The 18285-nt window shown below is 72.9% G+C and carries 15 protein-coding genes; 6 read left to right on the top strand and 9 right to left on the bottom strand.

Annotation, left to right across the window (positions count from 1 at the left end; all coding sequences use genetic code 11):
- Together J4557_RS09955 and J4557_RS09960 are read right to left on the bottom strand one after the other, a co-directional pair.
- Positions 1-1066: GumC domain-containing protein (locus J4557_RS09955; RefSeq protein ID WP_208266202.1), on the bottom strand; the 1066-nt coding region annotated here is incomplete at its 3' end.
- Positions 1067-1084: 18 nt separating this feature from the next.
- Entirely contained in the window at positions 1085-2245 is a 1161-nt protein-coding gene (locus tag J4557_RS09960) for a glycosyltransferase family 4 protein (protein ID WP_307799595.1), read from the bottom strand.
- 161 nt (positions 2246-2406) lie between these two features.
- On the opposite strand from J4557_RS09960, the gene J4557_RS09965 reads away from it, so the two are divergent.
- Positions 2407-3537 carry a DUF1972 domain-containing protein gene (locus J4557_RS09965; protein WP_208266203.1) on the top strand — a complete coding sequence of 377 codons (1131 nt, stop codon included), beginning with the start codon at positions 2407-2409 and terminating at the stop codon, positions 3535-3537.
- A gap of 4 nt (positions 3538-3541) precedes the next feature.
- Positions 3542-4459 carry a phosphotransferase gene (locus J4557_RS09970; protein ID WP_208266204.1) on the top strand — a complete coding sequence of 306 codons (918 nt, stop codon included), beginning with the start codon at positions 3542-3544 and terminating at the stop codon, positions 4457-4459.
- Between the two features lie 105 nt (positions 4460-4564).
- Here the strand turns inward: J4557_RS09970 and J4557_RS09975 are convergent, their stop codons facing one another.
- Both J4557_RS09975 and J4557_RS09980 read right to left on the bottom strand, forming a co-directional pair.
- Positions 4565-6193 (bottom strand): hypothetical protein, encoded by a 1629-nt coding sequence (locus tag J4557_RS09975; protein ID WP_208266205.1) that lies wholly within the window; start codon positions 6191-6193, stop codon positions 4565-4567.
- 277 nt (positions 6194-6470) lie between these two features.
- Entirely contained in the window at positions 6471-8114 is a 1644-nt protein-coding gene (locus tag J4557_RS09980) for a PQQ-binding-like beta-propeller repeat protein (RefSeq protein WP_208266206.1), read from the bottom strand.
- Between the two features lie 551 nt (positions 8115-8665).
- Between J4557_RS09980 and J4557_RS09985 the strand changes: the two genes are divergently transcribed.
- Positions 8666-9247, top strand: a complete 582-nt coding sequence (locus J4557_RS09985) for a hypothetical protein (protein ID WP_208266207.1) — start codon at positions 8666-8668, stop codon at positions 9245-9247.
- A 57-nt stretch (positions 9248-9304) separates the two neighbouring features.
- Entirely contained in the window at positions 9305-11116 is a 1812-nt protein-coding gene (locus J4557_RS09990; protein ID WP_208266208.1) for a right-handed parallel beta-helix repeat-containing protein, read from the top strand.
- A 204-nt stretch (positions 11117-11320) separates the two neighbouring features.
- Here J4557_RS09990 and J4557_RS09995 read toward each other — a convergent pair whose 3' ends face one another.
- Entirely contained in the window at positions 11321-12208 is an 888-nt protein-coding gene (locus tag J4557_RS09995) for a sulfotransferase domain-containing protein (protein ID WP_208266209.1), read from the bottom strand.
- A gap of 98 nt (positions 12209-12306) precedes the next feature.
- Between J4557_RS09995 and J4557_RS10000 the strand changes: the two genes are divergently transcribed.
- The gene (locus J4557_RS10000; RefSeq protein WP_208266210.1) at positions 12307-13665 is read left to right on the top strand and encodes an O-antigen ligase family protein; all 1359 of its coding nucleotides are present in this window, start codon (positions 12307-12309) and stop codon (positions 13663-13665) included.
- On the opposite strand, the gene J4557_RS10005 is transcribed toward J4557_RS10000, so the two are convergent.
- Complete coding sequence (locus J4557_RS10005; RefSeq protein ID WP_208266211.1) at positions 13609-14532, bottom strand: hypothetical protein; 924 nt, start codon at positions 14530-14532, stop codon at positions 13609-13611. The genes J4557_RS10000 and J4557_RS10005 overlap by 57 nt on opposite strands.
- 161 nt (positions 14533-14693) lie before the next feature.
- Between J4557_RS10005 and rfbC the strand changes: the two genes are divergently transcribed.
- The gene (gene rfbC / locus J4557_RS10010) at positions 14694-15293 is read left to right on the top strand and encodes a dTDP-4-dehydrorhamnose 3,5-epimerase (RefSeq protein ID WP_208266212.1); all 600 of its coding nucleotides are present in this window, start codon (positions 14694-14696) and stop codon (positions 15291-15293) included.
- On the opposite strand, the gene rfbD is transcribed toward rfbC, so the two are convergent.
- From rfbD to J4557_RS10025, 3 genes are read right to left on the bottom strand one after another with little or no spacing between them, the layout of a single operon-like run.
- Positions 15266-16141, bottom strand: coding sequence for a dTDP-4-dehydrorhamnose reductase (gene rfbD / locus J4557_RS10015; protein WP_208266213.1), 876 nt, complete (start codon positions 16139-16141; stop codon positions 15266-15268). The two genes, rfbC and rfbD, sit on opposite strands and share 28 nt — an antisense overlap.
- The gene (gene rfbB / locus J4557_RS10020; RefSeq protein ID WP_307799597.1) at positions 16138-17151 is read right to left on the bottom strand and encodes a dTDP-glucose 4,6-dehydratase; all 1014 of its coding nucleotides are present in this window, start codon (positions 17149-17151) and stop codon (positions 16138-16140) included. Before rfbB ends, rfbD begins: the two co-directional genes overlap by 4 nt.
- Positions 17148-18215, bottom strand: a complete 1068-nt coding sequence (locus tag J4557_RS10025; RefSeq protein ID WP_208266214.1) for a glucose-1-phosphate thymidylyltransferase — start codon at positions 18213-18215, stop codon at positions 17148-17150. Before J4557_RS10025 ends, rfbB begins: the two co-directional genes overlap by 4 nt.
- Between the last annotated feature and the right edge of the window lie 70 nt (positions 18216-18285).

The raw sequence follows: 18285 nt of genomic DNA on the forward strand, positions 1-18285 counted from the left end.
TGGGCGGTCGGGGGGATCGTGGCCTGGATCGGGGCGGTCCGGGGCGGGTCCTCGGGGCGGCGCGGGCGAGCTCGGGCGGCGGCTGCTCCTCCGCGTAGCCGTCGGGCCGGTAGCCCTCGGGCCGGTACGCGTCGTCGCGGCCGTCGCCGAGGGACCGGCGGCCCTGGTAGGACCGGCCGGCCGGAAGCTCGGGCATCGGCGTCCCGGGGCCGCCGAGCATCCCGCCGGGGGCGCCGCCCGGCACGGCGCCCGCCGCGGCGGGGGGCGCGCCGTGCACCTGGCCGCGCGGCCGCGAGGACGCGCGCAGGAACGACACGATGCAGGCCAGGATCGCGCCGATCGCGAAGCCGATCGCGCCGTTCTGCGGCAGCTTGCTGGGCGTCGGCGCGGTCGGGTCGGCGGTGTCGGTGAACTGGACGCCGTCGTTGTTCTTCGACCGGGCCGACAGCAGGCCGCTCTCGTCCGACTGCATCTTCGCGAGCTGGCTCGCCAGCGCCCGGTACGGCCGCGAGCCCGCCTGCGTCGACTGCATCTGCTCGGTGATCTTCGTCTCCTGCTCCTTCAGCCCCTTGATCTGCTCGTCGAGGTTGCTGTTGTTCGTGGAGACGGTGACGTCCTGGTAGGCCTGCAGCACCGCGTTGGCGATGACGGCGGCCTCGGGCATGTTGGAGCCGGAGGCGGTGACGACCACGACCCCGCCGTCCGGCTTGCTGGAGGTCTTCACCCGGCCGCGCAGCTGCTCGCCGGTGAGGCTCGGGCCGTGCTTGCTCTTGACGATCTCGGCGGCGCGGGCCATCACGGGCGTGGAGCCGGCGAACGCCGCGCGCTGCGCGGTGTAGGCGGCGTACCCCTGCCCGGACACGACGCCCATGCGCAGTGCGTTGTTGTTGTTCGTCGGGTCGGTGACGGCGAACCGCGCGGTGGCGGTCGCGCCGCTGAACAGGATCTGGGTGGCGGCGACCGAGGCGAGGACGCTGGCCAGCACGATGATGAGAGACATCAGCCGGTAGCGCCAGACCGCCTCGACGAGGCTGATCTCCGGTGTGACGGGGGTCTGTGCTGTCATCGGATGCTCTTGGAGTCCTCAGGAGGCCGTGGGCGGGATGGGGTCGGCGTCGGGTCCGGCGAGACGGCGGACGGCGTCCCGCAGCTCGTGGTGGTAACGGTCCTTGCCGAACCGCCGGGCGGCGTCGGCGCCGGCCCGCTTGGCCATCGCCTGGGCGCCGTCCCAGTCGTCCAGCAGCCGGGCGATCCCGGCCGCCAGGGCGTCCGGGTCGTCGGGGGCGACCAGCACGCCGTTGTCGCCGTCGGCGACGATCTCGACCAGCCCCTGGGTGGCGCTGGCGACGACCGGCCGGCCGGCGAGCATCGCCTCGACGGCGACGTTACCGAAGGGTTCGACGCGCGAGGGGACGATCGCGATGTCCGCCTCGGCGAACGAATTCCACACCGACGGGCGGAAACCGGCGAAGGACACCGCGCCATCGCCGCCGGCGAGGCCGCGCAGCTCCTCCTCGAACCACTCATACCCGGGGAAGACGCTCCCGACCAGGGTCAGGTTCGCATCGTAGCCGCGATCGCGCAGTGATCGGACGGCGCGCACCGCCACATCGGAGCCCTTGCGCGGCGACAGCCGCCCGACCAGGACGATCCGGGCGGGCCCGTCGAGCACCGCGCGCGGCGGCGCGACCGGCTCGGGCGGCTCCTCGACCCCGTTGTAGATGATCTGGGCGCCGCGGCCGGCGGAGCCGAGGGCGGCGGCGCTGGCGCGGCTGTTGACGACGACGGAGCGCGCGAGCCGCAGCGGCATCGACAGCGCGGCGCGCACCGGGCCGGGCACGTCGTCCTCGGCCTCGTGCACGTGGCACAGCGAGGGCACGCGGGCGAGCCGGCCGGCGAGCAGCCACAGCGGGATCGTCACGGTGTTGACGTAGAGCGCGGCGGCCCGTTCGCGGCGCAGCAGCCGCCAGGCCCTCGGCAGCGCGCGGGCCGCGGCGAACGCCAGCCGGACGAGGCCGAACGGCGTCATGTACGACTTGCGCAGGACCGGGACGGGCAGGACGACGACCTCGGCGCCCGCGTCCCTCAGCACCGGCGCGAGCGGCCCGTCCGCGGGCAGCGTCACGATGACGCGGTGACCGGGGACCAGTGCGCGCACCGACTCCACGAGCATCCGGTCGGACCCGTAGAGATCGGGCGACGGGTGCGCCAGCACCACCGCGGACCTCGCGTCCCGTTCGGCCACTTGCCCCTCCTTCTGGTGATCCAGCCCCCTGGATACCAGTCTCCCGCAACCTTCAGATTAACTGTCGTTTACCGCAAGGACGCGCAACCCCCCTTCCGCATAATCTGGGCGGATCAATCACAAAGTGACGGTAATGGCTGGGGGTCAGGGTGCGCATCGCCATGGTAGGGACGCGCGGGGTGCCGGCGCGGTACGGCGGCTTCGAGACGGCGGTCGAGGAGATCGGCAAGCGGCTCGCGGCGGGCGGGCACGAGGTCACCGTCTACTGCCGGGGCGAGCGCCACCCGGAGCCCGAGTACCTGGGCATGCGGCTGGTGTACCTGCCGGCGATCGAGAAGAAGGTCGCCGAGACGCTCAGCCACACCGGGCTGTCGGTGCTGCACGCCTTCCGCAGCAAGATCGGCAAGGAGGGCGCGGACGTCGCGCTGCTGTTCAACGCGGCGAACGCGCCGATGCTGCCGGTCCTGCGGACGCTGCGGATCCCGGTCGCGACGCACGTCGACGGCCTGGAGTGGAAGCGCACCAAGTGGAGCGGCACCGGGCAGAAGTACTACCGGGCCGCCGAGGCGATGGCGGTGCGCTGGTCGGACGCGCTGATCGCCGACGCCGTCGGCATCCAGGACTACTACCGCGAGCGGTTCGACGCCGACACGGTGTTCATCCCGTACGGCGCGCCGATCCTGACCAGCACCGACACCGGGAAGCTGGCGGAGGCGGGGTACGAGCCGGGCGGGTTCCACCTGGTCGTGGCCCGGTTCGAGCCGGAGAACCACGTGCACCTGGCGGTGGAGGGCTACCGGCGCAGCAGGGCCGCGAAGCCGCTCGTCGTCGTCGGCTCGGCGCCGTACGCCGACGAGTACACCGCGAAGGTGAAGGAGCTGGCGGGCGACGACCCGCGCATCACCTTCATGGGCGGCGTGTGGGACCAGGACCTGCTGGACGCCCTGTACGCGGGCGCGCTCACCTACGTCCACGGCCACTCGGTCGGCGGGACGAACCCGTCGCTGCTGCGCGCGATGGGCGCCGGGGCGTCCGTGCTGGCCTACGACGTGAACTTCAACCGCGAGGTGCTGGGCGAGGAGGCGGGCCGGTTCTTCGCCGACGCGGCGGAGCTGGCGGCGCAGGTGGAGGCGGCGGAGGCCGACCCGGGCGCGGCGGCCGACCGGGGCGACGCGGCGCGCAAGCGGGCGGCGGAGCGGTACGTGTGGGACGACGTCGCGGCGTCCTACGAGCGGCTGTGCGAGGACCTGATGGCCGGTCGCCGTACGCGCAAGACCATTCGCGGTAAGTGACGGCATGACCGAGCAGATGACCACATCCGGTCATGAGTTCGTCCGCCCCCGGATGGGTACCGGCAATGTCCTGGTACCTGCCGATTCACGGCGCGGTGCCCGCGCCGGCGTCTCGCTGTTCACCCGGTCGAAGCTCCCCGCTCTGGCCGCCCAGTGGGTGCTGTACGGCGCGGTGGCGGTCGCCGGGCCGCGCGTCCTGCCGGGCCCCCGCGTCCGGTGGGAGCCGCCGGGAGGACCGGAGCGGTGGCGGACGCTGGTCGACCGGATCGGCACGTTCGACGGCCTCGCCCTCTACGAGCGCCCGCAGGCGTCCCGGACGGGCCTGGCGGCGGTGCTGCTGCGCGACGGGCGCCCCACCGGGTTCCTCAAGCTCCGCGACGACCCCGGCGAGCTGGACCGCGAGGAGCGCGCGCTGTCGGCGTTCCCCGAGGGCCGCGCGGACGGCTTCCGCGTCCCCCGCGTCCTGGACCGCGACGAGACCGCCGGATGGCACTGGATGGTGATCGAGGCGATGCCGCCGCGCCCGGCCCGCCCGGTGCGCGGGATCGCGCTGGCGCCGCTGCTGGCGGACCTGCAGCGGCGGCTCGCGGCGGTGCTGCCCCGCCCGTCCGGCACCCCGGACCACTGGGCGCCGATGCACGGCGACCTGACGGCCTGGAACCTGCGGCACTGCGGCCGGGGCCTGCCGTGGCTGATCGACTGGGAGGACGCGGCGTGGGCGCCGCCGGGCGCCGACCTCGTCTACTACGAGGCGACGCACGCCACCGTGTTCGGGAAGCCGTCCGGACGCGACGACGTGAGCGGCTGCGGAGAGGCGGCGGAGTTCTGGCTGAAGCGGGTCGCGCAGCGTTCCGCAAGCGACCACGACGCCACCTTCAACACCCGGCTCAGCGAGATCCTGCGGGGCATGGGACGGGGCTGAGCCCCCGGCCGGGCCACGGGTCCGCCGCCCCGCGCGCGCACGACGAACGCGCCCCGGTGACGTCCACCGGGGCGCGTTCTCGCGTCAGGGGTCAGTTCACGCGGGTCACCAGGTGACGGCCGTGGAGACCGGACCGGTGATGGTGTTGCCCAGCGGGTCCTTCACGCGGATCCGGTAGGTGTGCTTGCCCCTCGCCATGCTGGTGTCGGTGAAGGACATCGACGGCTCGGCCCAGAACTTCGACAGCCGCTTGACGGTGGTCAGCGCGGTCGTCGAGTTGTCGCGCAGCACCTCGTAGTGCAGCCAGCCGTTGTCCATGTCCCAGGTGCCGGCCCAGGACACCTTCAGGCCGGTGGACGTCTTGGTCACGGTGGGCGCCTTCAGGGAGCCGCTCTCCGGCCCGACCTTGTTCGCCGCGTTGGCCTTGATGGTGAACCGGACGAGGCCCGCCTGCGCCTTGCCGTTCACGTTCGGGAACTCGCCGCCCATCGCGACGTAGCTGCTGTTGCCCGTGACGGCCCACGCCGCCTGGTACTGCTGGGTGAAGGTGCCCATGCCGAGCTTCGGGAACCAGTCCAGGAGCTGCGGGATCGGCTGCCCGCTGTAGTTGCTGTTGGTGCCCGGCTTGGCCTTGTCGGTGCCGCGCGCGTCGAAGGTCTCGGCGAGCGTGCGGTGGTACGTCTCCGGGTCCGTCTCGGGGAACGCGCCGAGCGAGGTGCAGTCGTGCGCGTGGCCGACGCTGTAGACGGTCTGGCCGACGGGCAGGATGCCGTAGGTGGCTCCGTAGCAGTTGTCCAGCCACACCAGGGCGCCGTCGCTCGCCTTGGCGGCGAACCGGCCGTCGAACCAGTGGTACCGCTCGCCGTCGGCCGAGCCGTAGACGACGCCGTTCTGGATCCGCAGGTCCGTGACGTAGGAGTAGCCGTACTTGCCCGCGCTGTCGGGCTCGGTGGCCTTGGCCGGGATCGGCTTGCTGCTCCACGGCAGCGTCCCGCCGTTGGTCGCGCTGACGGCGCCGATGCCGACGTGCTTCTCGCCGTTCAACTGCTGGAACCGGCCGCCGACGATCACGCGGTCGCCGTACACGGCGAGCGCGTAGACCTCGTCGTCGTTCGCGGCGGGCTTCCAGGTGTCGATGTTGGAGCCGTCGGAGGCCTTCACCGCCGCGAGCCGCGTCCGCGACTTGCCGTTGACGTTGAAGAAGTTGCCGCCGACGTACACGGTCGAGTCGGTCGCCGCGATCGCCCGCACCCGGTTGTGCACGTTCGGCGCGAACGAGTCGATCAGCGCGCCGGTGGCGGTGTCGAACGCGGCGAGGTGGTTGTGCGCCTTGCCGTCCACCTTGGTGAAGTCGCCGCCGACGTAGACGCGCTTGCCGTCCGGCGAGGCCATGATGCGCAGGCCCTGGCCGTCGAGGGTGTGCACGAAGCCGGTGCTGAGCTTCCCGGTCGTCAGGTCGAACGCCATGATGTTGCCGCGGGCGACCTCGCCGGTCCCGCCCGCCTTGACGCCCGCCGGGCGCGCCTTGGTGAAGTTCCCGGTCGCGTAGACGGTGTTGCCGACCGTCGCCATGCTCCACACGACCCCGTTGACCTGCGCGGTCGGGAGCGGGTCGGCGCTCACGGTCGCGGGCACGCCCGAGGCCGGCATGGTGTCGGCCGCGACCGGCCCGGCCGGGGCGAGAGCGGCGCCCACGAGCGAGAGGGCGGCGGCGGCCCCCAGGCTCGCGCGCACGCTGGTACGGCGCTGTCGCAAAGAAGCACTCACGAGTCGGTTCCCCTAAAGCACGTGACCCCCGGTGACCCCCTCGGCCACTCCGGTCTGGCGATCTTAGTGGCCCCCGGGCGCCGCCCATCCGCGGAATTATGAAATCGTGATGGAAATCGCTTACAGAGCGCTTGATACCGACTGCTCAGCGCAGTATGGCCAATTCCGGAAATAGAAAAGCGCCCCGAGGTGTCAACCTCGGGGCGCTTTCACGCGTCGGGGGTCCCGGTCGCCCGGGACGCCGTCACCGCTGGACGGAGTTGGACGCCGCGCTCTTCACGGCGTTCCCGCTCGGGTCGACCGCGCGGATCTTGTAGGTGTGGGTGCCCTTCGGGGCGCTCGTGTCGGTGTAGGTGAGGGTCGCCGGGTTCCAGAACGAGGCCGACTTCTCCAGCGTCGCGATCGGGGTCGTGCCGCCGTCGCGCAGCACCTGGTACTTCAGCGTGGCGTTGTCCATGTCCCAGGTGGTCCTCCACGTGACGCGGATGCCGCCGCTGCGCAGGCTCGCCGTCGGCGCCTTCAGGTCGGCCGCCTCCGGGCCCACCTTGTTCGGCGCGTCCGCCTTCACCGCGAACCGGACGAGGCCCGCCTGCGCCTTGCCGTTCACCTTCGGGAACTCGCCGCCCATCGCGACGTAGCCGCCGTTGCCGGTGACCGCCCACGCCGCCTGGTACTGCTGCGTGAACGACCCGATGGCGAGCTTGGGGAACCAGTGCAGCAGGCTCGGGACCGGCTGCCTGCTGTAGTTGCTGTTGGTGCCCGGCGAGCCCTGGTCGGTGCCGGTCGCGACCTTGGTCTCCGACAGCGCCCGGTGGTTGGTCTGCGGGCTGGTGTCGGGGAACGCGCCGAGCGAGGTGCAGTCGTGCGCGTGCGACACGCTGTAGACCTCGTTGGCCACCGGGTACATGCCGTAGGTCGCGCCGTAGCAGTTGTCCAGCCACACCAGGTCGCCGCTGTCGGCCTTGGCGGCGAACCGGCCGTCGAACCAGTGCCAGCCCTCGCCGTCGGCGCCGCCGTAGACGATGCCGTCGTCGACGCGCAGGTCCGTCACGTACGAGAAGTGCTTGCTGTCGAGCTTCGTGGGGATCGGCCGGCTGCTCCACGGCAGCGTGCCGCCGTTGTTCGCGCTGACCGCGGCGATGCCGACGTGGGTCTCGCCGTTCAGCTTCTGGAACTTGCCGCCGACGAGCACGCGGTCGCCGTACAGCGCGAGCGCGTAGACCTCGTCGTCGTCGGCGGTCGGCCGCCACGTCCCGACGTTGGACCCGTCGGACGCCTTGACCGCCGCCAGCCGCGCCCGGCCGCTGCCGTTGACGTTGAAGAAGTTGCCGCCGACGTACACGGTCGAGTCGGTCGCCGCGATCGCGCGCACCCGGTTGTGCACGTTCGGCGCGAACGAGTCGATCAGCGCGCCGGTCGTGGTGTCGAACGCGGCGAGGTGGCCGTGCGGCTTGCCGTCGACCTGGGTGAAGTCGCCGCCGACGTACACCCGGCTGCCGTCCGGCGACGCGATGATCCGCAGTCCCTGGCCGTCGAGCGAGTGCACGAACGTGGTGCTGAGCTTCCCGGTCGTCAGGTCGAACGCCAGGATGTTGGACCGGGTGACCTCGCCGGCGCCGCCCTCGGCGACGCCCGCCGGGCGCGCCTTGGTGAAGTTCCCGGTCGCGTAGACGGTGTTGCCGACCGTCGCCATGCTCCACACCACACCGTTGACCTGCGCCGTCGGCAGCGGGTCGGCGCTGACGGTGGCCGGCGTCCCGGACGGCGGGTCGGTGTCGGCGGCGGCCGGACCGGCCGGCCCGAGCACCGCGCCGGCCAGCGAGAGGGCGGCGGCCGCCGCCAGGCCCGCGCGGACCGTCGTCCGGCGCTGTCGCAGAAGAGCTCTCACGAGTCGGATCCCCTAAGCCTTGGCCCGGTGGCCACCACGGCCACTCCGGTGCAGGGATCCTATTGGGCCACCAATCCGATACATCCGGCCCTCTATGAAATCGTGACCGAAGTCGCTTCCGCTGGCTGACCGGGGAGAACCCGATCTTCGGCGCGGCACGGGCGAGCCCCCGGGCGCGGCACGGGCGAGCCCCCGGGCGCGGCACGGGAGAGCGCCCCGGGCGCGGCCCGGTCCGCGCCCGGCAGTCGCCCCGCCCGGCAGTCACCCCGCCGTGCGATCCGCCGCCCGATGGACAGCCGCCTGCGGTGGTCATGCTCCGCAGGAACCCGTTGACCTGCGCGGCGCAAAAGCGGTGAAGACGGCTATCGCCGTTTTACGGACGCGCGGCGCACGCCGGTGCGAAGGTACAGATCCCACTGACCAATCCCCCGCCGATCGTCTCCGGTGCCCCCTCGGTCCGGAGTGAGAGAGCAGGTGGATCCCGGGTTCCTGTCTAAACTGTTCTGCCCTGGAACCTTCGTTTCGTTTTCCACTGATGAGGAGAAAGCCGGATGTCCGATCGGGGAGCGCGTCCGCACAGGCATCTCGCCGCGACGGGTGCCGTCCTCGCCCTCGCGCTGGCGCTGACCGGATGCGGCGGCGGGAAGAAGAAGTCGGCCGACCCGAAGCCGCCCCCGCCGCCGAGCGCGCAGCCGACCGAGCAGGCCAACGCGGCGCCCGGCTCCACCGCGCTGAAGTCGTCCGGCGGGCTGCGCAAGCCCGTCACCTACGACGACAAGATCAGCGTGGCGATCAGCAACATCCGCTATGTCAAGAACAAGGACCAGGGGCCCGGCGAGCTCACCGGCAAGGTGCTCACCATCTTCACGCTGACGTTCACCAACGGCTCCGGCAAGCCCCTCGACCTCAACAAGGTCCAGGTCACGGCCGTCTACGGGACCAAGAAGACGCGGGCGCAGCACACCTCCTACGCCAACCTGAACGACTTCTCCGGCGCCGTCCCGGCCGGGGGGACCAAGGCGGCGTCCTACGCCTTCGACCTCCCGTCGACGGGCTACAAGTCCGTCATGGTCGGTGTCAAGTTCGACGCCCAGCACAAGACCGCACTGTTCGCGGGCGCCCTCCACAACTGACGGTTCCGCGAGGTACGTTCGTGGTTCCAGCGTTTCCCGGGGGTAAAGGGTCGTGACATGTCTGGCTCGAACCGGTCGCGCACCGCTCAGCGCGCGATGATCGTCAAGGTGCTCGCCCTGCCGGTGATCGCGGGCGTCGGCTTCCTCGGCTGGCAGCTGCCGCAGAGCCACGACCCGGCCCCGCAGACCGTCCCCGTGCCGGGCGCGCCGGGCGCCGCGCCCATCGGCTCCACCGCCTACGAGATCCCCGACGGGGCGCTGTTCGTGTCGCCGTCCGGGAACGACCGCGCGGACGGCACCAGGAAGCACCCGCTGCGCACGCTCGCCAAGGCGGTCGCGAAGGCGCGCTCCGGCGGCACGGTCGTGCTGCGCGGCGGCGTCTACCACGAGTCGGTCACCGTCCCCGGCGGCAAGCGCCTGACCGTCCAGTCCGCGCCGCACGAGGCCGTCTGGCTCGACGGCAGCTCGCCGGTCGGCGGCTGGCGGCAGGGGAACCGCGCCTGGGTGCACGAGGGCTGGACGACCCGGTTCGACGCCAGCCCGACCTACACGGCGGGCGCCCGCGCCAGCGGCGACTCCGACTTCCGGTTCGTCTCGCCCGACCACCCGATGGCCGCCCACCCCGACCAGGTGTGGCTGGACGGCGTCCCGCAGAAGCAGGTCGGATCCCGCGGCGACGTCAAGGACGGCACCTTCTACGTCGACGAGGCGTCCCGCCGGCTCTACCTCGGGACGGACCCGCGCGGCCACGACGTGCGCGCCAGCACGCTGTCCGAGGCGGTCACCATCGGCGGCGCCGGGTCCCGGCTGCGCGGCCTCGGCGTGCGCCGCTACGCCACGTCCCTCCCCCAGCTCGGCAGCGTGAAGGTCACCGCACCGGACGTCACCGTCGAGAACGTCGCGGTGAACGAGTCGGCCACCACCGGCCTCAGCGTGCTCGCCGCGCACGCCCGCGTCCGGCACGTCACCACGACCGGCAACGGCATGCTCGGCGTCCACGCCAACTACGCCGACGACCTGCGGCTCGACGCGGTGCGCAGCACCGGCAACAACGTCGAGCGCTTCAAGTACTCGCCGGTCTCCGGCGGCGTGAAGGTGACCCGGTCCCGGAAGGTCGCGGTGACCGGCGGCGTCTTCGCCGACAACCTCGGCAAGGGCGTGTGGATGGACGAGTCCGTCTACGACATCACGCTCACCGGCGACCGGATCCTGCGCAACGCCGACCACGGCGTCTCGCTGGAGCTGAGCGCCAAGGCGGTCGTCGCCGGCAACGTCATCGGCGACAACGCCGGCGACGGGGTGAAGGTGAACAACACCTCCGACGTCCAGATCTGGAACAACTCGCTGTCCGGAAACGGCCGCACGATCCACCTCGCCCAGGACCCGCGCAGCCCGTCCGACCCGAACGCGGCGGGCCGCGACCCCCGGCAGAAGAGCGGCGACCCGGCGATGACCTGGCGCGTCTCCAAGGTCGTCATCAGCAACAACACGCTCGCCGACGCGCGCGCGGGCACCCCGTGCCTGCTGTGCGTGGAGGACGGGACGCACCAGCGCGGCGGCGGCCAGATGGGCGTCACCGTCAACGGCAACGTCTACGTCCGGCCGGGCGGCGGCCCGAGCACCCTCGTCCGGTGGGCGCGCGGCTCCGGCGGCACCACCGACTTCGGCGACCTCGGCCGGTTCCGGTCGGAGACCGGGCAGGAGGCGCGCGGCGTGCTGAAGACCGCCGCGACCGCCGCCGGGCCGGACGGCGAGCTGGAGCGCACCTTCGCCGCCCAGGCGGACGCCGGCACCGCGCTGCCCCTCCCCGCCCCGATCGCCGCCCTCGTCGGCAAGCCCGCCGGAACCCGCCACATCGGCGCGTTCTAATTGCATCGCCCTCGGCGGTCGGGCCCTGGGGGCCCCTCCCTTCAACGGGCACTGCGTGCGATCGCAGCATCGCTCCGACTCGCCCTGGGGGCTCGCTGCGCGATCGGATTCTCGCAAGCTCGAATCCGGCTTCGCACGCGATCGCGACGCTCGAGGTCCGCGACGGCCGGGGCAGCGGGCTGAGGCCGGCGGGCAGGCGTGCTGTTAAGGGCGCGTCCAGGGGAACTCGCGGCCCAGCAGGGCTTCCAGGTCGGCGTTGTAGGGGGCGTAGTGCTCGGCGAGGGCCTGGCGGGTCGCGGAGGCGAGGTCCTGGCTCGGCGCCGCGTTCCACACCTTGATCGCCGACGGGGGCAGCGGCGCGGGCTCCAGCCCGAGGAACCGCGCCACCATGTCGCAGGCCCCCTGCGGGTCGGCGTAGAACTCCTCCGCCGCCAGCACGCAGAACCGCTCCGCCGGGAAGTGCTTCATCCAGCGCCGCAGGTGCGGGGCGTACTCGCCCTGCGCCCGGTAGGACTGCTGCTCGTGCGCGTAGCTCGCGTAGCCGGGCTGCTCGGCGACGATCCGCTCCTCCTCGCCGGCGAGCCGGTCCGCCTCGGCGGCCAGCGCCTCCTCGAACGAGGGCAGCTCCTCGGCGTTCTGCCGCCGCCGCTCCCGGTAGTGCGAGAACGCCCGCTCGATCGGGTCGCGCAGCACCAGCAGGATCTTCGCGTCCGGGACGTCCCGCCCCGCCCGCTCCGCCGCCAGCGGATGGAACAGGTAGTACGGCGACCCCTCGCCCACGACCTTCCCGGCCCGCCGCGCGGACGCGGGGAAGTGCGACCGGTACCAGGCGGCGCCCTTGTCGTAGTTGGAGTCGAAGTAGTGCACGCCCTTGGTGTGGTTGTCCTTGGGCAGCAGCCGCGCGTTCGGGAACAGCGGCATCACATGCGGATGCTCCAGCAGCGTGTAGTACAGGGAGGTGGAACCCCCGCGCTTCGCCCCGATCAGCAGGAAGTCGGGGCCGGGGCGCAGGGCCGCCGTGCTCATCCCGTACCCACGGATCATGCTGCGGCCCGCGGCGACGACCGGGCCGGGAAGAGTCCCTCGATTCACATCGGACAGATTACCGGCCCGGCGCCCGTATTCTTGGTCTCGTCTTCAACGGGCCCGCGAGGGCGCGACGGCGGCCGGACTCACCCAGGGAGGGCCTCATGACCGTCAGGAGCGTCTTCCCGCGCCGCCGGCCGCCCGCGCCGAGCGCCGGGTGGTGGGCGTTCACCCTGCCGCTCGCCCTGATGCTCGCCAGCGACTACAAGCTGCGCAGCCGCGACGTCGACAACGCCGTCGGCGGCAGCGCCGACCTGACCGTCCTGGTCGAGATCGCGATCTACGGCGCCGCCGCCTTCTACCTGGTGTGGAAGTTCGGGCTGCGGGCGCCGCGCCGCCGCACCACCGGGCTGCTGCTCGCGGCATGGCTGTTCTGCGGGTACGTGGCGTTCTCGGCGCTGTGGTCGCCGTTCAAGTCGCTCGGCCTCGTCCGCGGCGTCCAGCTGCTGATCACGATGCTGGTGGCGCACACCATCGCGACCCGCGCCACCCCCGCCGACCTGCGCAAGCTCGCGCACATCTTCGTCGGGATCGTCCTCGTGTCGGTGGGCATCGGCGTCGCGCACCCGTTCCCCCGGACGCTGCACACCGAGAGCCGGTTCAACTGGCTGTACGTCCACCCCGTCATCGCCGGCGTGTACCTCGCGATCGCGATCCTGCTCGTCGTCGGCTACCTGATCCGGTGGAACCGGCCGCAGGACCGGCTGTGGCACCCGGCCGTCTACGCGGTGGCGCTGGCGCTCCTGACGGGCGCGCTCGTCGCCACCGGGACGCGCGGCGCCGCGCTCGGCTGCGCCGCCGGCCTGCTCGTGCTGCTGGCCACCGCCCGGGGCCCCAAGGGCCGGATCGACGTGATCGTGATGGGCGCCGCGGTCTCCGTGCTGGCGGTGCTGGCGTTCTCCGACAAGATCCTCGCGTTCGTGGCGCGCGGCGAGAGCACCCAGCAGCTCGCCACCCTCAACTCCCGCACCGAGCTGTGGTCGCTGGCGATGGACGCGTTCCGGGAGGAGCCGATCTTCGGCCGCGGCCTCGGCGCGTCCCGCGGCCTGTTCCTGGACAGCATCGGCCTCGGCGGCGGCCACAACGCGTTCATCAACGCGCTCGTCGACAACGGCGTGGTCGGCACCGTCGCGTTCGCGGCGCTGCTGCTGACCCTCGGGTTCGTCCTGCTGACGCTGTGCCGGCACCAGACGCTGCGCGCCGACGCCGGCATGCTGCTGGGCATCTTCGGCTGCTTCCTCACCGACAGCATGACCACCGAGGGGCTCGCCGCCCCCGCGAACGTGTCGTCGGTGTGGCTGTTCATCCTCGTCGCGTGGGCGGAGACGCTGCGCCGGCAGGGCGGCGACCCGCTCCCGGTCGTGCAGCGGTCGCCCGCGGAGACGGTCGTGGACGCGGCCGGCTGGTCACCCGCCACCGTGACGGCGACCGCGCAGATAGAAGCCGGCCCCGAGCAGCCCTAGCAGCACCAGCCCGACCAGCGCCCCGGTCCCGAGGAGACCGCCCGGCATGCCGGACTTGGACGGGATCTCCACCGGGGAGCCGCCGCCGGTCGCCGGCGACGCCGACGCGTCCGGCTCCGTCGCCGCGTTCGCCTCGGGCAGCGCCACCGTCCGGAACACCGGACGGGCGCCCGCCCCCGCCAGCAGGGCCTTCCGGCCGTCCGACGACACCCCGAACGCGGGCCCCGCCAGCGACGCCGCCGTCTTCACGACCTGCCCGACGTCGTCCCGGATCCCGCCGAGGATCCGCACGTCCGTGGTCGTCTTCAGGACCACCCGCCCGTCCCGGGTGAAGTCGCCGCCGCGCACCGGGAACGGCAGCGTCCGCAGCCGCGTCAGCGCGTTGTACGACGGGCCGAGCACCCCCGGCAGCGCGAACACGGCCGCGGCCGTCGCGTCCCGGGTGATGATGTAGACGCGGCTCTCCGCCGGATCGGCCAGCAGCGCCGCGCCCCGGTGCCCCCCGTCGGGGTACTTGAGCCTGAACGTCTTCACCGGCAGCGCCCCGCCGGTGAGGGTCTTCGGCTCGGCGACCCGGTGCAGCAGCAGGCTCCCCGCCCGGCCGGAGCTCAGGTCCCCGACGAACAGCCCCGACTCCCCGGCCCCGTTCTTCACGACCGTGATGGCGTCCCACCGCGCCGCCGCCGCGCCGGACAGCGTGTACGTCGCGCGGGTGCGGCCCTTGGCGTCCAGCGCGAACAGCCGGGGGCCGCCTGCGGCGGAGGCGACCGTCCACCAGATGTCGGGATGCAGTACGCCCGCGACCATCGCGGCGGGCCCGGCCAGCGCGGGCCGGAACGCGGCGCGGGCGGCCGCCGTGGTCGTCACGGCGGGACTCGGTGACGGCGCCGCCTCCGCGCCCGCCGCCGGCCCTGTCAGAACCACGAGCACCGCCGCCGCGCCACCCGCGGCGAACCGGAGCCTGAGGGGATGCGTTCTCACAGTTCGACGTCCATCTCTGCCGGGAATCGTGTGGCATTCTTGCGCATGTGGATCCGCTCGGCATTAAAGGTACTTACTCCTTCACCCCCCGTGTGCACGGTGACCAGCGGGGATCTTTCCATGAGTGGTTCCGGGGGGACGAGCTGCGGACGGCCGCGGGGCACGGCCTGAACCTCGCGCAGGCGAACTGCTCGGTGTCGTCCAAGGGGGTGCTGCGCGGCGTGCACTTCGCCGACGTCCCGCCCGGCCAGGCCAAGTACGTGACGTGCCTGCGCGGCGCGATCCTCGACGTCGTCGTCGACCTGCGCGTCGGCTCCCCCACGTTCGCGCAGTGGGAGGGCGTCCGGCTGGACGACGAGTCGCGCCGCTGCCTGTACGTCGCCGAAGGCGTCGGTCACGCTTTCATGGCGCTGACGGAAGACGCGACGGTCGTCTACCTCTGCTCGGAGCCCTACGCGCCGGGCCGCGAGCACGCCGTGCACCCGCTCGACCCGGAGCTCGGCATCGAGTGGCCCGCCGACATCGAGCCGGTGCTGTCCGACAAGGACGCGCAGGCGCCCACCCTCGAGGAGGCCCGCCGGGCCGGCCTGCTGCCGTCCTACCAGGACTGCCTCGACCACTACGCCAAGCTCGGCCTGCCCGGCTGAGCCTCCGGCCACGCGGCCGCCAGGGACGGCCAGGCGGCGTGCAGGGCGTCCCGCCAGTCGTGCATGGGCGCCAGGCCCGCCGCCGCCCACCGGCCGTGCCCGAGCACGCTGAACGCCGGACGCGGCGCGGGCCGCACGAACCTCTCGCTCGTCGTGGGCCGCACCCGGGCCGGGTCGAGGCCGAGCAGCGCGAACACCTCGCGGGCCAGCCCGTACCAGGTCGTCCGGCCCGCGCTCGTGCCGTGGTACACCCCGGCGGGGGCGCCGGCGCGGGCCAGCGCGACGATCCGGTCGGCGAGGTCGCCGGTCCAGGTCGGCTGCCCGGCCTGGTCGTCGACCACCTCGACGGTGTCGCGCTCCCCCGCCAGCCGCGCCATCGTCCGGACGAAGCTGGGCCCGTGCGCCCCGTACAGCCACGCCGTCCGCACCACGTACCCGCGCTCGTAGCCGAGCACCGCCGCCTCGCCGGCGAGCTTGGTGCGGCCGTAGGCGTTGACGGGCGCGGTCGGCGCGTCCTCCGGGTAGGGCTCGGTGGCGGTGCCGTCGAACACGTAGTCGGTGGACACCTGCACGAGCTTCGCGCCGATCTCCGCGCACCCCGCGACGAGCGCCTCCACGGCGGTGCCGTTCACGGCGAGCGCCGCGTCCTCGTGCGCCTCCGCGTCGTCCACGGCCGTCCAGGCGGCGCAGTTCACCACCACCTCGGGCCGGTGCCGCCGCAGCGCCTCCCGGACCGCGCCCGCGTCGGTCAGGTCCAGCTCGCCGCGTCCCGGCGCCACGGCGCCGTCGAGGCGCGCGACGACGTCGGTGCCGAGCATTCCGCCGGCACCGGTGACCAGCCACGTCACCCCGCGCTCCCGGCGTCCTCCGACCGCTTCTTCAGCGGCTCCCACCAGGCGCGGTTCTCCTCGTACCAGCGGACCGTCGCGGCGAGGCCCTCGTCGAACGCCACCTGCGGCGCGTACCCGAGGGCCCGCAGCTTCGCGTCCGACAGCGAGTACCGGCGATCGTGGCCCTTGCGGTCCTCGACGCGCTCGACCATGTCCCAGCCGGCGCCGACCGCGTCCAGCAGCCGCCGCGTCAGCTCCAGGTTCGTCAGCTCCGCCGTGCCCGCGATGTGGTACACCTCGCCGGGCTCGCCGCGCTCGGCGACCACCTGGATGCCGCGGCAGTGGTCGGCGGCGTGGATCCAGTCGCGCACGTTCCCGCCGTCCCCGTACAGCGGCACGGTACGGCCGTCCATCAGGTTCGTGGCGAACAGCGGGATGGCCTTCTCCGGGTACTGGTACGGCCCGTAGTTGTTGCCGCAGCGGGTGATGCTGACGGGCAGCCCGTGTGTGCGCGCGTACGCGCGCGCCATCATGTCGCCGCCCGCCTTCGCCGCGGAGTACGGCGAGTTCGGCGCGAGCGGCGCCTCCTCGTCCCAGGAGCCCTCGTCGATGCTGCCGTACACCTCGTCGGTGGACACCTGCACGACCCGCGGCGTCCCCGCGTCCAGGCACGCCTGCATCAGCGTCTGCACGCCGAGCACGTTCGTCCGCGCGAACTCCGCGCCGCTGGCGATCGACCGGTCCACGTGCGACTCGGCCGCGAAGTTCAGCACCACGTCGTGCCCCGGCACCAGCTCCGCGAGCAGCCCGCCGTCGCAGATGTCGCCGCGGACGAACGTGAACCGCCCCTCGACCGGCTCCAGGTTCGCCAGGTTCCCGGCGTAGGTCAGCTTGTCCAGCACGGTGATCTCGGCGCCCGCCCACGCGGGGAACGCGCCGGACGCGAGGTCCCGCACGTACTGCGACCCGATGAACCCGGCCCCACCCGTCACCAGCACCCGCGGGGCGCCGCTCCTCTGGCCGCTCACTTGCTGATCTGCACTTTGCTGTGATCTCCCAGTACGAGACGGTGCGCCTTCGGCACCCGGGGGGCGGGGGTGACCTCGGCCTCCCGGCCGATCAGCGAGCACTCGATGCGGCCGACGCCGTCGATGGACGCGCCGCGCAGCACGATCGAGTACTCGATCTCGCTGTCCAGGACCGCGCAGTCGCGGTCGATGGAGGTGAACGGGCCGACGTAGGAGTCGCGGACGACCGAGCCGGCGCCGACGATGACCGGGCCGACGACGCGGGACCCCGCGACGCGGGCGCCCGCCTCCACCACCACCCGGCCGATCAGCTCGCTGGCCTCGTCCACCTCGCCCTCCACATGAGGTTCGACGCCCTCCAGGACGAGGCGGTTGACCTCCAGCATGTCGGTGACGTTGCCGGTGTCCTTCCAGTAGCCGGTGATCACCGTGGACTCGACCCGGTGGCCGTGGTCGATCAGCCACTGGATCGCGTCGGTGATCTCCAGCTCGCCGCGCGCGGACGGCTTCAGCTCCGCGACCGCGTCGTGCACCGCCGCGCTGAACAGGTACACCCCGACGAGCGCGAGGTCGCTCTTCGGGAACTCCGGCTTCTCCTCCAGCGCGACGACGCGGCCGGCGCCGTCGAGTTCGGCGACGCCGAACGCGCGCGGGTCGGAGACGTGCGTCAGCATGATCTGCGCCTGCGGGCGGTCCGCGCGGAACCGGTCGACGAGCCCGTCGATGCCGCCGACGATGAAGTTGTCGCCGAGGTACATCACGAAGTCGTCGCCGCCGAGGTACTCGCGGGCGATGAGGACGGCGTGCGCCAGCCCGCGCGGGGCGTCCTGGCGCAGGTACGTCACGTCGAGGCCGAGCGCCGAGCCGTCGCCGACGGCGCCGCGGATCTCCGCCTCGGTGTCGCCGACGACGATGCCGACCTCGCGGATGCCGGCGTCCCGGATCGCCTCCAGGCCGTAGAACAGCACCGGCTTGTTCGCGACCGGGACGAGCTGCTTCGCGGAGGTGTGGGTGATGGGGCGGAGCCGGGACCCGGCCCCGCCCGCCAGCACGAGGGCCTTCACCGGATCACGTCCAGCACGGCGCGACGGCGGAGGTCGGGCCCTGGGGGGCGGGCAGGTGCACGGGGGGCTC

This window comes from Actinomadura nitritigenes (assembly GCF_017573545.1).
In the GTDB taxonomy this organism is placed as follows: Bacteria; Actinomycetota; Actinomycetes; order Streptosporangiales; family Streptosporangiaceae; genus Spirillospora; species Spirillospora nitritigenes.